The organism is Limosilactobacillus sp. (assembly GCF_022651205.1).
GTDB lineage: Bacteria > Bacillota > Bacilli > Lactobacillales > Lactobacillaceae > Limosilactobacillus.
Genome location: NZ_JALCQI010000002.1, coordinates 79,236 through 94,502, shown reverse-complemented (window position 1 = coordinate 94,502; position 15,267 = coordinate 79,236). Strand labels below are relative to the sequence as shown.

Annotated in this window: 14 protein-coding genes, 1 tRNA gene and 1 other annotated feature; of the genes, 10 read left to right on the top strand and 5 right to left on the bottom strand. The window is 39.9% G+C overall.

The genetic code is table 11. The annotated features are described in order from the left end of the window. Window positions 1–65: 65 nt before the first annotated feature. The 4 genes from rplA (at window position 66) to LKJ51_RS01265 (ending at window position 4,391) form a co-directional block, all read left to right on the top strand. Window positions 66–758 carry a 50S ribosomal protein L1 gene (rplA, locus tag LKJ51_RS01280; RefSeq protein WP_291980044.1) on the top strand — a complete coding sequence of 231 codons (693 nt, stop codon included), beginning with the start codon at window positions 66–68 and terminating at the stop codon, window positions 756–758. 387 nt (window positions 759–1,145) lie between these two features. Then, the gene (gene gadC / locus LKJ51_RS01275; RefSeq protein WP_291980043.1) at window positions 1,146–2,684 is read left to right on the top strand and encodes a glutamate:gamma-aminobutyrate antiporter; all 1,539 of its coding nucleotides are present in this window, start codon (window positions 1,146–1,148) and stop codon (window positions 2,682–2,684) included. Between the two features lie 31 nt (window positions 2,685–2,715). Next, a complete protein-coding gene (locus tag LKJ51_RS01270; protein WP_291978629.1) occupies window positions 2,716–4,122 on the top strand; it encodes a glutamate decarboxylase in 1,407 nt (468 codons plus the stop codon). Between the two features lie 194 nt (window positions 4,123–4,316). Next, a tRNA-His gene (locus LKJ51_RS01265) sits at window positions 4,317–4,391 on the top strand. 46 nt (window positions 4,392–4,437) lie between these two features. Here LKJ51_RS01265 and LKJ51_RS01260 read toward each other — a convergent pair. The 3 genes from LKJ51_RS01260 to hemH are packed head-to-tail and all read right to left on the bottom strand — an operon-like array spanning window position 4,438 to window position 7,337. Continuing rightward, window positions 4,438–5,085, bottom strand: a complete 648-nt coding sequence (locus LKJ51_RS01260) for a phosphatase PAP2 family protein (RefSeq protein WP_291978630.1) — start codon at window positions 5,083–5,085, stop codon at window positions 4,438–4,440. A gap of 12 nt (window positions 5,086–5,097) precedes the next feature. After that, complete coding sequence (locus LKJ51_RS01255; protein ID WP_291978631.1) at window positions 5,098–6,402, bottom strand: Nramp family divalent metal transporter; 1,305 nt, start codon at window positions 6,400–6,402, stop codon at window positions 5,098–5,100. Further along, window positions 6,399–7,337 carry a ferrochelatase gene (gene hemH / locus LKJ51_RS01250; RefSeq protein WP_291978632.1) on the bottom strand — a complete coding sequence of 313 codons (939 nt, stop codon included), beginning with the start codon at window positions 7,335–7,337 and terminating at the stop codon, window positions 6,399–6,401. Before hemH ends, LKJ51_RS01255 begins: the two co-directional genes overlap by 4 nt. 123 nt (window positions 7,338–7,460) lie before the next feature. After that, window positions 7,461–7,577 (top strand) — a sequence feature (ribosomal protein L10 leader region). Between the two features lie 31 nt (window positions 7,578–7,608). Here hemH and rplJ point away from each other — a divergent pair. Beyond that, entirely contained in the window at window positions 7,609–8,109 is a 501-nt protein-coding gene (rplJ, locus tag LKJ51_RS01245; RefSeq protein WP_291978633.1) for a 50S ribosomal protein L10, read from the top strand. 63 nt (window positions 8,110–8,172) lie between these two features. After that, window positions 8,173–8,538 carry a 50S ribosomal protein L7/L12 gene (rplL, locus tag LKJ51_RS01240; protein ID WP_291978634.1) on the top strand — a complete coding sequence of 122 codons (366 nt, stop codon included), beginning with the start codon at window positions 8,173–8,175 and terminating at the stop codon, window positions 8,536–8,538. A gap of 451 nt (window positions 8,539–8,989) precedes the next feature. Here the strand turns inward: rplL and mscL are convergent, their stop codons facing one another. Beyond that, the gene (gene mscL, locus LKJ51_RS01235; protein WP_291978635.1) at window positions 8,990–9,364 is read right to left on the bottom strand and encodes a large-conductance mechanosensitive channel protein MscL; all 375 of its coding nucleotides are present in this window, start codon (window positions 9,362–9,364) and stop codon (window positions 8,990–8,992) included. Between the two features lie 165 nt (window positions 9,365–9,529). Between mscL and LKJ51_RS01230 the strand changes: the two genes are divergently transcribed. The 4 genes from LKJ51_RS01230 (at window position 9,530) to LKJ51_RS01215 (ending at window position 12,276) form a co-directional block, all read left to right on the top strand. Next, a complete protein-coding gene (locus LKJ51_RS01230) occupies window positions 9,530–9,850 on the top strand; it encodes a PadR family transcriptional regulator (protein WP_291978636.1) in 321 nt (106 codons plus the stop codon). After that, window positions 9,850–10,485, top strand: a complete 636-nt coding sequence (locus LKJ51_RS01225; RefSeq protein ID WP_291978637.1) for a DUF1700 domain-containing protein — start codon at window positions 9,850–9,852, stop codon at window positions 10,483–10,485. The genes LKJ51_RS01230 and LKJ51_RS01225 overlap by 1 nt, the downstream gene beginning before the upstream one ends. Continuing rightward, entirely contained in the window at window positions 10,463–11,227 is a 765-nt protein-coding gene (locus LKJ51_RS01220; protein WP_291978638.1) for a DUF4097 family beta strand repeat-containing protein, read from the top strand. Before LKJ51_RS01225 ends, LKJ51_RS01220 begins: the two co-directional genes overlap by 23 nt. 188 nt (window positions 11,228–11,415) lie before the next feature. Continuing rightward, window positions 11,416–12,276 carry a metal ABC transporter solute-binding protein, Zn/Mn family gene (locus LKJ51_RS01215; RefSeq protein ID WP_434737665.1) on the top strand — a complete coding sequence of 287 codons (861 nt, stop codon included), beginning with the start codon at window positions 11,416–11,418 and terminating at the stop codon, window positions 12,274–12,276. 176 nt (window positions 12,277–12,452) lie between these two features. On the opposite strand, the gene adhE is transcribed toward LKJ51_RS01215, so the two are convergent. Continuing rightward, complete coding sequence (adhE, locus tag LKJ51_RS01210) at window positions 12,453–15,083, bottom strand: bifunctional acetaldehyde-CoA/alcohol dehydrogenase (RefSeq protein WP_291978640.1); 2,631 nt, start codon at window positions 15,081–15,083, stop codon at window positions 12,453–12,455. Window positions 15,084–15,267: the final 184 nt, after the last annotated feature.

The following is a 15,267-nucleotide window of genomic DNA, read 5'->3' as shown; positions in this document are numbered from 1 at the left end:
AAGTAGGATGTCCCGTGGGAGGTATTAACTCCGCTAGACCACATTTGCAAGGAGGAAAACACAAGATGGCTAAAAATCGTGGTAAGAAGTACCAAGATGCGCTTAAAAAGGTTGACAGCAAGAAGAAGTACGCTGTTAACGACGCAGTTCAATTAGTAAAAGATATTGATTTCGCTAACTTTGACTCAACTGTTGAAGTTGCATTTAAGTTAAACGTTGACACTAAGCAAGCTGACCAACAATTACGTGGTGCCGTTGTTTTACCAAACGGTACTGGTAAGGATCAAACAGTTATTGTTTTCGCTAAGGGAGACAATGCTAAGGCTGCTAAGGATGCAGGCGCTGACTTTGTTGGTGATGCTGACTTAGCTGACAAGATTCAAGACGGCTGGTTAGATTTCGACGTTGCAATCGCAACTCCAGACATGATGCCAGTTGTAGGTCGTTTAGGTCGGATTCTTGGACCTAAGGGCTTAATGCCAAACCCTAAGACTGGCACGGTTACAATGGATGTTGCCAAGGCCGTTGAAGAATCAAAGGCTGGTAAGGTTACTTACCGGACTGACCGTGATGGTAACGTTGCTGTACCATTCGGTAAAGTTTCATTCGACACTGACAAGTTAGTCGAAAACTTAAAGACTATTGAAGATATTGTTATGAAGTCCCGTCCAGCTTCTGTACGTGGTACTTATGTACAACATGCTTCAATCGCTTCTACTTTCGGACCAAGTGTTACACTTGATTTGGAAAGCTTCTAAAGAAGTAATTAGAATAAAAAATAGTCAGGGAGATATCCTCTCTGGCTATTTTTTTATTTTAAATTAATTCAGCTTAAACATTCTTTATAACGTAAATTATGCCATAAAGTCAACCAATAAGAATTACTAATATTTATATACAGATAACTATTTTATATAGGCAACAACAAGTAACTAGTATGCAAATTATTTATAATTAACAAAAATAGTTATTATCATATTACTTTGAAATTAGGGAATTATTTGTTATATTCAGGGTGCGATAAATAACTTTGCTGATTATTAATATCGACTACTAAATTTAGCTTAATGGATCCAAAGTTAGTTTTATGACGTCGGATAGCCTTCTGTTATTTATCAATCTATTAAGAATGAAAGGAGAGAATTATGAATAGTAACGCAAAACAAGCGACGCGAAATCTAACCCTCTTTGGATTCTTTTCATTGACCGCATCAATGGTTTTGACCGCTTATGAGTATCCGACATTTGCGACTTCCAAGTTGCACTTGATCTTCTTCCTCATCCTCGGTGGAATCTTTTGGTTCTTACCGGTTGCTTTATGTGCTGCCGAAATGGCAACGGTAAATGGCTGGAACAAAAATGGTGGTGGAATCTTTAGCTGGGTTAAGCATACTCTTGGCGAACGCTGGGGCTTCGCGGCGATCTTCTTTCAGTGGTTCCAAATTACTGTTGGTTTCATTACAATGATTTACTTCATTCTTGGGGCATTATCATTTGTTTTTGATTGGCCCGAGTTAAATCAGGTTCCAGTGATTAAATTCTTCGGTGTCCTAATTATCTTTTGGCTTTTAACGTTCTCACAATTTGCTGGTACTAAATATACTGCTCGAATTGCCAAGTGGGGATTTTCTATTGGGATTTTAATCCCATCGCTAATCCTATTTATTCTGGCAGTTTGGTATATCGTGAAGGGCGATCCAATCCAACTTACGTTTACACCACATGCCTTTGTACCAGATTTTGCTAAGCTCAATACGCTGGTTGTCTTTGTTTCCTTCGTATTAGCTTACATGGGTGTTGAAGCTTCAGCATCGCACATTAATGAATTGCAGAATCCAAAGCGTAATTACCCGCTTGCCATGTTTATCTTGGTTATTCTTGCTATTTGCTTGGATACCTTTGGTGGCTTTACGGTTGCTGCGGTTGTTCCACAAAAGGAATTGTCACTTAGTGCTGGTGTTGTTCAAGCATTTAATTACTCATTGCTATATATTAATCCACATTTAGGCTGGTTAGTTAAGGTAATTGCCTTAATGATTGCTGCCGGTGTTATGGCCGAAATTAGTTCTTGGGTTATTGGTCCTTCACGGGGAATGTTTGCAACGGCCCAGCAAGGGATCTTACCTAAGTGGTTCCGGAAGACAAATAAAGCCGGTGTTCCAATACCACTAATCGCCATTCAAGGGGTTATTGTTTCCATTTGGGATGCAGTTCTAACATTTGGTGGTGGCAGTGACAACGTTTCATTCTTTGCAGCAATGTCACTAACCGTTGTGATCTACCTTGTTGGTTACCTGCTATTCTTTATTGGTTACTTGGTTTTGATCTTTAAGAAGAAAGATTTGAAACGTAAATACGAAGTCCCTGGTGGGACATTTGGTAAAACAATTATTTCCGTCTGTGGACTATTAGTCTCAATCTTTGCTTTCTACATTTCCTTTGTACCACCGAGCAACTTACCACGGTCATCGGATAAGGCTTACCTGACCGTGCTAATTGTTAGCTTTATTATTGCACTAGTTATTCCATTCATTATCTATGCATTCCATTATAAGTTGAATCACGGTAATGATGATGGTAATGGTGACCAACCAAAGCACTTAAGCGCACAGGATATTATTCCATCTGTACCACCAATTGCTCGTGGTGAGCACCATATTATCCCAGAAACTCGCATCAAATGAACATACGCAAAATAACTAGGAGGTTATTTATATGGCTGGATTATACGGTAAAAATAGTCAGGAAAAGCGAAACTATCTTGATCCAATTTTTGGTTCATATTCATCTGATCATGAATTACCAAAGTACAAATTAAATGAACGACCGGTTGAGCCACGAATTGCTTACCGAATCGTTAAGGATCAATTATTGGACGAAGGAAACGCCCGTGAGAACCTGGCAACTTTTTGTCAAACTTACATGGAGCCAAACGCCACTAAGATTATGGCAGAAACGATGGAAAAGAATGCGATTGATAAGTCCGAATATCCACGGACCGCTGAACTAGAGAATCGTTGTGTTAACATTATCGCTGATTTATGGCACGCACAACCAGATGAAAACTATATGGGAACCTCAACTGTTGGTTCTTCAGAAGGTTGTATGCTGGGTGGCCTAGCAATGAAGTTTGCTTGGCGTGAACGGGCAAAGAAACTGGGCCTTGATATCCACGCTCATAAGCCAAACCTAGTTATTTCGTCAGGTTATCAAGTTTGTTGGGAAAAGTTTGCTACCTACTTTGATATTGAATTGCGGACTGTTCCGATGGATGAGAAGCACCAATCACTGAATATGGAAAAGGTAATGGATTATGTTGATGAATACACAATTGGAATTGTGGGCATCATGGGTATTACTTATACCGGACGTTATGACAATATTGAAAAACTAAACGACCTTGTTGAAGAGTACAACAAGACAACTCCATACAAAGTTTACATTCACGTTGATGCAGCTTCCGGTGGTTTCTATGCCCCATTCATGGAACCTGATATTAAGTGGGACTTCCAGTTGAAGAACGTTGTTTCAATTAATTCTTCAGGTCACAAGTATGGTTTAGTTTACCCTGGTATTGGTTGGGTTCTCTGGCGTGACAAGAAGTTTTTGCCAGACAAACTAATTTTCAAAGTTAGTTACCTTGGTGGTGAATTACCAACGATGGCGATTAACTTCTCGCGGAGTGCTTCACAAATTATTGGTCAATACTACAATTTTGTTCGCTTTGGCTACAATGGTTACCGAGATATTCAAAAGCGGACGCATGATGTTGCGGTATTCTTAGCTAAAGAGATTTCACAACTTGGTCATTTTGAAATCGTTAATGATGGTTCAGAATTACCGATCGTTTGCTACAAGCATAAGAAGGAAGACGATGCTAAGTGGACCCTCTATGATCTTGCAGATCGTCTCCGGATGAAGGGTTGGCAGGTTCCTGCTTACCCATTACCAGAAAACCTTGATAAAGTTGAAGTACAACGGATTGTTTGCCGGGCTGACTTCAGTATGAATATGGCTTACGACTTTATCGAAGATTTGAAGCAAGCAATTGACGAATTGAACAAGTCCCATGTTATTAGCCATGAAAAAACCGAACTAAAAAAGTACGGCTTTACTCACTAAAACGTTATGAATATTTAGTAATTAGCTATTGAGATTCCGTAGATTAAAAACGACTTCCAGAACTTAGCAAAGTTCTGGAGGCCGTTTCTTGCGTTATAACTGGTATCAGTTTGGTGAAATTATCGGTAAATTGTAAATTAATTGATTTACTCGCAGATGGATGTGTGCTATTATATTTCTTGGTTATCAATATGGCGGTATTGGTGAAGTTTGGTTAACACACCGGTTTGTGGGTCCGGCACGCGTGGGTTCGAATCCCACATACCGCCCTGACCTAAAAAAGAACTCAAGAGGAATTCCTCTTGAGTTCTTTTTTCATAGTCTTATTTTCGTAATTGGCTTAATTAACCATTGTGAAAGCTGGTGACGAAAAGAGTTCATAATTAACCACCAGCCACATGCAAGTAGCAGGCCACCAATGACATCACTGGTAAAGTGATCGTGGAGATAAACCCGGGTTGCCATTATTATAACGATCCATAATGCACCAAATATTCGAAAGATAACTTTTCCTGATTGGTGATGAAGATAAGGAAGAAGCAGAGAAAGAACAGTAAAGACAAAAATAGTGGTCGCAAAGGTATGACCACTGGGGAAACTATAACCATTAGCTGGAAACAGTTTATTACTTGGCCGAATGCGAAGAACATTATATTTAATGAGAATTACTAGTGAGTAGCCAATAAACTGGAGGAACACATACCAGAGACTTTCGTTAAGCCTGTTTTGCCACCATAGATAAAGAGCTAAAATAATTGTAGCTGTTTGAAGAATGATTGGGTCACCAAGGTGGGTTAAAACGATCATGGCCTGAGTTTCATTTGGAAACGTTGGGTGTAGTAATTGAAAGCCAAACTGATCAATCTGATTAATCCACATTGAATGATGAACAACACCAGTTAGTAAGATAACAAATAATAGCCAACAAATGACTCCGATAGTTAACGTTAATTTCTTTTTCAAATTTTTAATCTCCTAAAATAGTGCCATTAAGTTTAGTCCGGTTAAAAGGGTAACCAAGGCATATTCAATAATTGCTTGCCAAAGATGATTGGCATGGGTTCCCATAAGTTTTGGATCACTAGTGATTGCAATTAAGGGAAAAAGAGTAAATGGCAGGGCAATACTTAGAATAATCTGGGCGTAGATAATTAATTGTTCAAACTGTTGTTCATTAAAGCGAACTAAGCAGCCAATAATGATAATAGGAATCAAAGTAACAAAACGGGTAAGTAACCGTCGTTTCCATAATGGGAGACGGATATTGATATAACCTTCCATAACGATCTGCCCCGCTAATGTGCTCGTTATTGACGAGATCAATCCCGTGATGAGGAGAGCAAAGCCAAATAACCAGCTCATTAATGGGCTAGCTAAGGTACCAACAATTTGATGATCCCTTAATCCGTAAAAAACGTCAGCAAGACTATTTAAGGTTGCAGTATGGTAAAAAAGCGTCCCACCTAAAATTAGGAGAAGTGCGTTTACAATTAATGCCGCAAACAGGTGAATGACTGAGTCCCAGTTGGCAAATTTAAGGGTTTCAGTAACTTGGGCGGGGTCATGTTCATCGTATCGTCGACTTTGGGCCAATGCAGAATGAAGGTAAATGTTATGAGGCATGATCGTTGCCCCAATGATTCCCAAACTTAAGAGAAGTTCTGAATGATTCGTGATTATCTGTGTTTGGGGCATTAATCCCGTTAAGATTGCTGTCCAGTGGGGATGGGCGCGACAAACCTCGATTGCAAAGATGCTCCCAACTATTAGGATCGTGAAGAGGACAATAGATTCAACTCGCCGGATCCCAAAGCGTAAAAACAGAAGAACGATCAGAACGTCAGCAACCGTGAGGAAGATGCCGACTATTAGTGGCAGATGAAATAGGAGGTAGAGTGCAATTGAAGTCCCTACCACTCCAGTCAGATCAGTTGCCATCATAGCAAGTTCGTTTAATAGCCATAAGCCGATTCGGACAGGTTTCGGAACCCGGTTTGCAATTGCTTGTGCGAGATCCGTTCTGGTAACGACGCCAAGTTTGATTGACAATGATTGCATGACCATTGCAACGACAATTGAAATAAGAAGGACGCTGAGTAAGGAATATCCATACTGACCGCCACCGGCCAAAGATGTCAGCCAATTACCCGGATCCATATAGCCAACGGCAACGAGAGCACCTGGACCACTATATGCCAGGAACTTTAGCCAGAATGCTGATTGATAGACGGTGGGGACGGCAACACTACCATTAATTTCGTCTAAGCTTTTCTTTTTCATTGATCTAATCGCTCCTGAGCAAGGTTAGCAAGAAAGTTGGCAAACTTGATGTTATCATTGAGGGACGGAACGACATCAAGAATATCCCCGCCATTCTCACGAAATGCTTGATAATTTTGCACTGAATTTTCTTCAATTGTTTCTAAGCAGTCGGTAACAAATGAAGGTGCAACGATTAAGATATTTCTTTTACCGAGTTGGGCAGATTGGAGGAGGGTGTTTTTAAGATATGGTTTCAGCCAGGGCATTGGTCCAAACTTTGATTGGTAAGCCATTTTAATTTTGGCTTGGGGGATGTCTAGGCGTTTACGAAGCTCTTTTGTTGTTCGTTCGGTTTCATCCTGATAGGGATCCCCATGTTTGACCATGGAAACTGGAATGCCGTGATAGGAAATGATTAGCAGATCGTAATCTTTTTGATCCCACTCCTCCTGAATATGTTGGCTAAGAACGTCGAGGTAGTCATCTTCATCAGCAAAGCGGTCAATAATTGGCAATGTTGGATCAACCGCTTTGACTTGATCGATGATGGATTGAGTAGTGCTTTGGGTGAAATGGGGGAATAAAGAAAGAACAATAATTTGCTTGCATTCTTTCTTCATTTGACGAAGGGTGTCGCCGATGCTAGGTTCCCCATATGTCATTGCCATCTTAACCACCCAGTTAGGTAATAGTTCCTGAACTTTTTTGGTTAAATTAGCTGTATTAACAATTAATGGTGAACCGTTCTCTAGCCAGCAATCACGATAAAATGTCGCAGAACGCCAAGAACGCATTGGCAGGATAATCCCGTTCAATAGTGGCTTCCAGATAGCGGCGGGCATTTCGACCACATTATGATCGCCGAGAAATTCACGTAAATATTTTTTGACGGCTGGTGTCGTTGGTTTAGCAGGTGAGCCAAGGTTAACAAGTAATAGGCCATGATCTTTCATATATTTAAGCTCCTTCAAGCAGTTAATAGTTTAATTGTACAACACCTCCTTTCTCTTCAGCTATCTGAATAAAATTCGAGTTATCCTTTACAAGGAAAAACGAAGATGTTATACTACTAAAGTTGATTAAATATGACTCTGCCTAAGACTCAGGTGGCGAAAGCCTTAATCGTATGCCTGCCGAGGAAGAATTAAGTTCCTTCTCTATGTCTGCGGTCATAGGGATTTTTTTATAAATCCGATCAAACTACATTGCAGGAGGTGAAAATTCATGAGTGAAGCAGCTATTGCTAAGAAAGCTGAAATTGTTAAGCAAACCGTTGAATTGATTAACAATGCTGAATCAGCTATCGTTGTTGATTACCGTGGTTTAACTGTTGCTGAAGTTACTGACTTGCGTAAGCAACTTCGTGATGCCGGTGTTAAGATGTCAGTTATCAAGAACAAGATTCTTGACCGTGCCGTTGAAGGTACTGACTACGAAGACCTTCGTGATACTTTTGTTGGCCCAACTGCTGTTGCCTTCTCTAACGAAGACCCAATTGCCCCAGCTAAGATCTTGAAGAATTTCGCCGATGACCACGACGCTCTTGAAATCAAGGGTGGTTTCATCGAAAAGAGTGTTAAGACCCTCGATGAAATTAACGAATACGCTACTATGCCTAGTCGTGAAGATCTGTTGTCAATACTTGCATCTGCATTGCAAGACCCAATGCGGAAGATTGCTCGTGCAGTCAAGGCCGTTGCCGACAAGGAAAACGAAGCCGCATAATTGTCGTATTACCATATATTATCAAATTAAAATTAATTACCTAAATATTGGAGGAATATAATCATGGCTTTTGATAAGGATGCTATCATTGCTTCATTAAAGGAAGCATCAATTTCTGACCTTAACGATCTTGTTAAGGCTATCGAAGACGAATTCGACGTTTCTGCAGCTGCTCCAGTTGCAGCTGCAGGTGCTGCTGGTGGCGACGCTGCTGCTAAGGACAGCTTCACTGTTGAATTGACTGAACCAGGTGCCGCTAAGGTTAAGGTTATCAAGGCTGTTAAGGACATCACTGGTGTTGGCCTTAAGGATGCTAAGGACCTTGTTGACGGTGCTCCTTCAGCAATCAAGGAAGACGTTAAGGAAGACGAAGCTAACGACATCAAGGAAAAGCTTGAAGCCGCTGGTGCTACTGTTACCCTTAAGTAGTCTAACTTCAAATATAAATTTAAAAAGCTGGGATTATTCCCGGCTTTTTTCTTTTTTAAATATTTATCGCTAAATCCGATCATTGTTTATGAGTGTCTTTCTATAAGATAAATGTGCAAAAATGGGTTTGGTATCTCTTTTGCCCTCCGATAAAATAAAATTAGTGGTAATGTAACCGCTAACAATAATATTGGGAGGAGATATCATGTTATTTCAAGTTTATGGTAGCCAATCTGGCTGGCAATTATTGAGTGTGGGTAGTAAAGATTCCTCTACAGTTAACGATATGGTTAGATTAATTACTTTCATTCTGCCAAGGACCACCTCACTTACTGCTTCCCCCTTAGCTTTATATTAACAGCATAGGGCTAATAGTTCCAACAATAAGTTAATAATAAAAATAATAACTTCTCGTCGAAAATAATTATACTTATTGACGAGAAGTTATTTTTTAATTATTATTTTGCTTTTTTAAGAGTTCGGTAATTTCTTTTAAATACTGAACCTCTTCACTAGGGGCTGGGGTTTCTTCTTCCTTTTTCTTTCGGAAACGATTAATAATCTTAACCATCAAGAAGACAACAAAAGAAATAATTAGGAAGTTAATCACTGAGTTTAGGAAACTCCCATATTTGAACTGTGCATCGCCGACTTGCCAAACAAGATTTGAGAGATCAATTCGACCGATAAAAATACCGATTAAGGGGTTAATCAGGTTATTAACGAGGGATTTAACAATTGAGGTAAATGCTGCCCCAACGATAATCCCGACGGCCATATCGATAACATTTCCCCGTGCAATAAACTCTTTGAATTCTTTTATCATGTGCTGTGCCTCCCTTTAACTAATTACGACTTATGTAACCTATATTCTAACAAATTAATAGTTAGCAAAAATAAGTTCGTTGTGAATTTAATTATAATTAAAATATGTCCTTACGTCTAATATTATATCATGTATAATATTAGACGAGTTAAGGAGGAAAATAAAATGAAGATCCAAATAACTGCTGAACTCCTTGATGGACTTGTATTAGCAATCCTGAAGCAGGATGACTACTATGGTTATGCATTAACGCAACGGGTGAGAAATGTAATTGATATTTCTGAATCAACAATGTATCCGGTCCTGCGTCGATTGAAAAAGAATGGTGACTTAACAACGTATGATAAACCGTTTCAGGGACGAAACCGGCGATATTATCAAATCACGGATACCGGGGAACAGCGTTTAACAGAAATATTACAACTCTGGAAGGAGTATAAAGAAAACTTAGACCGAATATTTTATCGGAAAGGTGGAGAAGAATAATGGAAGCTCGTCAAAAATACATTTCAGAGCTAGAAAAGTATTTGGCACCGTTAACGGATGATGAACGTCAGGATGCCTTAGATTTTTATAATGAATACATTGAGGACGCTGGGTATGACAATTACCAGCAAATTATTCATGAATTAGGGAACCCCCGTCAACTGAGTCATAAGATTTTAGCGGACTACTCAATCAAAGCTAATGATGAGGAAGTGAAGCAAGGGCGAACAGCTTCTCCACATTCTAATTGGCGGGTCTTTTGGTTGGTCTTAGTTGCAATTATTACCTCACCAATTACTTTTGCCTTAAGCTTAGGAGCATTAATGGTCCTCTTTGCGGCTTTTGCAGCGGTGTTTGGTATTGGAATTGGAATCCTCGGTACGTTAGTGGGCCTCTTCTTTGCAACCGGTGTTCTTTTCTATACGGGAGTCGGGGTAATTGTTACTGCACCGATGACTGGGATCTTTTATCTGGGTACTGGGATAGCCATGCTTGGCTTCTTGTTACTTTGCATACCACTGGGCTATTGGATTATTCGCTGGCTAACTCAGGCAATTGCTAACCTGTCCAAGTATATTTACCAAAAACTACTTCAGAGGAGGGCTCAACGTCATGAAAAGAATGTTCAAGATTAGTCTGGGAATTCTAGTTGTAGGAATTATTTTAATGGGAATTGGCTTTGCTGGGCATGGGGTAAAGAACGTCCATTTTAATGGTTATACTCCAGAGATTAGCCATCGGATTACCAAGCAATTAAGTAGTCATCAAGAATTTTCTGAACTGGACCTTAATGTGCCTGATGCCAACGTGATGTTAAAGACCGGGAAGAAATTTTCAATTCGGTATCAAGGAACTAATACTCAAGCCCCAAAGGTTAAGTTTGCTGGAAAAGTAGCAACGATTACCCAAAAATATGGGCATGGAACCTTTTTTAATCGTGATGATGGTGATAATACCTTAGTTATTACTGTACCAAAGGGGACCAAAATCTCGGGTAAGATTGAAGTTGTTGATGGCGATTTAGAAATTAATAACGTTGACTTAAATGGTGTCGATGTTAACGTTGCAGATGGTAACGTTATTTACAATCAATTATCAGTTGAAGGTGGCCGGACGACCATTGGGGATGGCGATTTTACTAGTCATAGGACAGTGTTTAAAGGGCATTACACCGTTAAAACTGCTGATGGTGATAATAAGGTTATTGACTCTCATGCCGATGGCTTTATTCTTCATACCGTTGACGGTGATAATAAATTAGATGGTGTTGATCATGGTACGGAAGATCTTCGACAAAACGATTCAGCAGCAAACCTCCTTCGCCTGGAAGCGACCGATGGCGATAATTCGGTGATTAATATCAAAGCAGTTCAATAAAATTAATTGGCCTTAGTATTAGGGAAATCCTAGTGCTAAGGCTTTTTAAATTGCTTATTCAAAAAGGTCTTGCATTTTTAGTAAGGAGTGTTTAATATATTTACTGATGATAATAGTAATCATTACGATTAAGGAGGAAGAAAATGAAGAATTTTCTTAAGAAACTTGTAATAGTTGGGTTATCGTTAATGCTGGTTTTACCGTTAGTGATGACTCATTCTATAAGTGCTAATAGTCAAAAGCCAATTAAAGTAGTTACGGGACTTAATTTTTATGGAGAAGTCGCCAAAGCGGTTGCTGGTAATCAAGGGAAGGTTACTTCCTTTATTAACAATTCCTCTGTTGATCCCCATGACTATAAGCCCGGTATTAAGCAAGCATCACAGGTTGAACACGCTAATGTTGTGATTGAAAACGGGATTGGTTACGACCATTGGATGAATAAGCTAGTTAAGTCAAGCGATAATAAAAAGAACATTAAGGTAGTTAATGTTGGTTCAATGATGGGTAAAAAAGTTGGCGATAATGAACATATCTGGTATCAACCAAATACCATGAAGAAGCTCGCTAATAAGTTAGCTAAGGATTATGGTAAAATTGATCCTCAACATGCTGACTATTACAAACAAAATGCAAAGAAGTATGTTGCATCATTAAGCCAACTTGACCAAAAGATTGCTCAAGTCAAGAGCCAAGTAAATCCACAAAAGAAGGAAGTTGCGGTCAGCGAACCCGTCTTTGACTACGCACTGGAAAATCTTGGCTACAAGGTAATGGATCAACACTTTGAAAAGGCAATTGAAGAAGGAACTGATCCTTCACCTAAGGATATTGCACAAATCCAAAATGCAATTAAGAAGCACAAGATTGCTTTCTTTGTAGATAACACCCAGGCAACTGGTCACACGGTTAAGAACCTGGTTAAGTTAGCTAAAAAGAATAATGTTCCAGTCCTTAAGGTTACTGAGACAAAGCCAAACCAAAAAATGACCTATACTGAATGGATGATGAAGCAGTATGAAGAATTATCATCCATTCAACAGCAGTAAACTTTCATTATAAAAGAGCTTAAATTATTTATTACAAAGAGAAGAGGACCTGACAGAAGCAAGTTATAGATAGCAGCTGTCACGCCCTCCTCTTTTCCTTAAATTTAAAGCAGCCCCGAAAGACTGAATGTCAATCTGGACTGCTTATTTATGTTAGTAGAATTAGTAGTTCTAGTTTAGTCGTTTTCTACACCAGTACCTTCGTAGCAACGTTCAAGGAGTTCCTTAAGTTGACTTACTAGTGGTTCAACCGGGTTAGTGGTTGTACATTGGTCTTCGTAAGCGAGGACAGCAAGCTGATCAACTACTTTGTCAAAGTCTTCACGACTAACGCCATTGTCTTTAAGGCTTAATTTAACGCCACAAGCGTGAGCTAATTCGATAACCTTCTTAGCGTATGCTTCAGCTAACTCTTCATCAGAGTTCCCTTGGAGACCGATGAAACGAGCAATATCAGCATAGTCCTTAGTTGCGTGGAAAGTCTCGTAGTGAGGCCAGAGAGCAAGTTTTTGTGGACGCTTAGCATTAAAGCGGATAACTTGTGGAAGAGCAATCGCAATTAGCAAACCGTGAGGAAGGCCGAATGCTCCACCCATTTTGTGAGCAAGGGAGTGGTTAATTCCAAGAAATGCTTGACCGAATGCCATTCCGGCCATTGTTGAGAAGTCATGCATCTTCCGCCGAGCAAGCTTATCACCCTTTACAGAGCTAGGAAGATATTCCATCACCCCTTTGATAGTTTGGAGTGACCAACCACGAGTGTAATCAGTTGCCATTACTGAAACATATGATTCAGTAGCGTGACAAAGGACGTCCAAACCCGTGTAAGCAGTGGTCTTGGGAGGAACAGTTTCAACGAATTGTGAGTCAACAATCGCAATGTTTGGAGTTAATGCGTAGTCAGCAAGTGGGTACTTAACATGGGTCTTGGAATCGGTGATTACGGCAAATGGAGTAACTTCAGAACCAGTACCAGAAGTAGTAGGAATTCCAATTAATTGTGACTTAGTAGGCTTCTTGATTTGGTAAGCACGCTTACGGATATCAAGGTACTTTTGCATAACACCGTACCAGGAAGTTTCTGGGTGCTCGTAGAACATCCACATTGCCTTAGCAGCATCCATTGGTGAACCACCACCGAGAGCGATGATTGTGTCTGGCTTGAAGTCGTTCATCATGGCAACACCTTTTTCAACAGTGTTAGTTGATGGATCTTCTTCAACATCATCGAATACCAAGAAAGCAGTTTCGTTTTGACGTAAACGCAATTCATCGATTACTCGTTGAACGTAACCACGCTTGCTCATTCCTGGACCAGTGACGATAAAAGCACGGTCGATGTTAGGAATATCGCGCAATTCTTTTAGTGAGTTGCGTTGAAAGTATACTTTTGGGGGAATCTTAACCCATTGACGGTTTTCACGACGCTTAGCAATTACCTTAATGTTTAAGAGGTCCCAGTCTGTAACGTTGTGTGATACTGAGTTACCACCGTATGAACCAGTACCAAGAGTAAGGGATGGTGTCATGTTATTGTAGATGTTACCAATTCCACCGATACCAGATGGTGAGTTAATGATGATCCGTGAGGCACGCATTTCAAGACCGTACTTAGTAGCCAAGTCATCATCAAGAGTGTGGATGGCAGCAGTATGACCTTCACCACCGTAGTGAAGTAATTGCCGACAAATATCGAAGGCGTTTTCGTGAGAAGTTGCCCGATACATGGTAAGTACTGGGGAAAGCTTTTCGGCTGATAGTGGGTAATCGTCACCGATTCCTTCATATTCAGCAATGATTACTTTAGTGTGTTCTGGAACATCCTTTAAGCCACACATTTCGGCAATGGCGTTAGCTGAACGGCCGGCAATTGGTCCCCGTACCTGGTGACGCTTAGTGTCGATGAATCCTTCAGTGAAGGTATCAATTTCATTTGGCTTAACAAAGTAACAGTTCCACTTCTTGAACTCTTCTTTTACTTGGTCGTAAATTTCATCGTCAACAACTACGGAGTTTTCAGTTGCACAAATCATTCCGTTATCAAAGGTCTTGGAAAGGACAATGTCGTAAACAGAACGAGCAATGTTAGCGGTCTTTTCAATGTAAGCAGGGCCGTTACCAGGACCAACACCTAGTGCAGGGTTACCTGAACTATAAGCAGCCTTAACTAATGCAGGACCACCAGTTGCTAAGATGGTAGCAATGTTAGGGTGACGGAGTAATGCGTTAGTTGCTTCAAGACTACATTGTGGAATCCACTGAATCATGTCCTTTGGAGCACCGGCCTTTTCAGCAGCTTCTTGAAGGATTTTAGCAGTATTGATAGAAGAATTAAGTGCTTGTGGGTGGAACGAGAAGATGATGGTGTTCCGCGTCTTAGCAGAGATAATGGACTTGAAGATTGTGGTTGAAGTTGGGTTAGTAACCGGAACAACCCCAGCAATAATTCCTAGAGGATCGGAAATTGTGATTGTTTGGTCTTCGTCATCATCCTTGATAATACCAACAGTCTTATCGTGACGAATATTGTTCCAAATGTATTCACTAGCGTAAATGTTTTTGATTGCCTTATCTTCGGCAACACCACGGCCAGTTTCGTTAGCAGCATCTACTGCTAAATCCATGTGGTGTTCTTCGGCTGCCAATGCCATTGCTTGACAGATTTTATCAACTTGCTCTTGGTTATAGTAACGTAACTTGTCAAAGGCCTTTTGACTGCGTTCTACTAAATCGTTAATCATTGTTTGAGCTTCTTGTTCTTTATCAACAGGTGTTGTAGTTTCAAGATTTTTCTTATCTTTAGCCATGAGAATAAGCTCCTTTAATTTTTAATTTGTTTTTTGTTAATCATTGAACATAATTAAATATACTATAAAATTTGGAAAAGTAAATAGATATGTGATTAATTGAACAATGGTAAAAGATACTGTTAGCGTTTCCATTATTATCACTTCAGCAGCTGCGGTAGTAAGAAAAATATTGGTATTATTT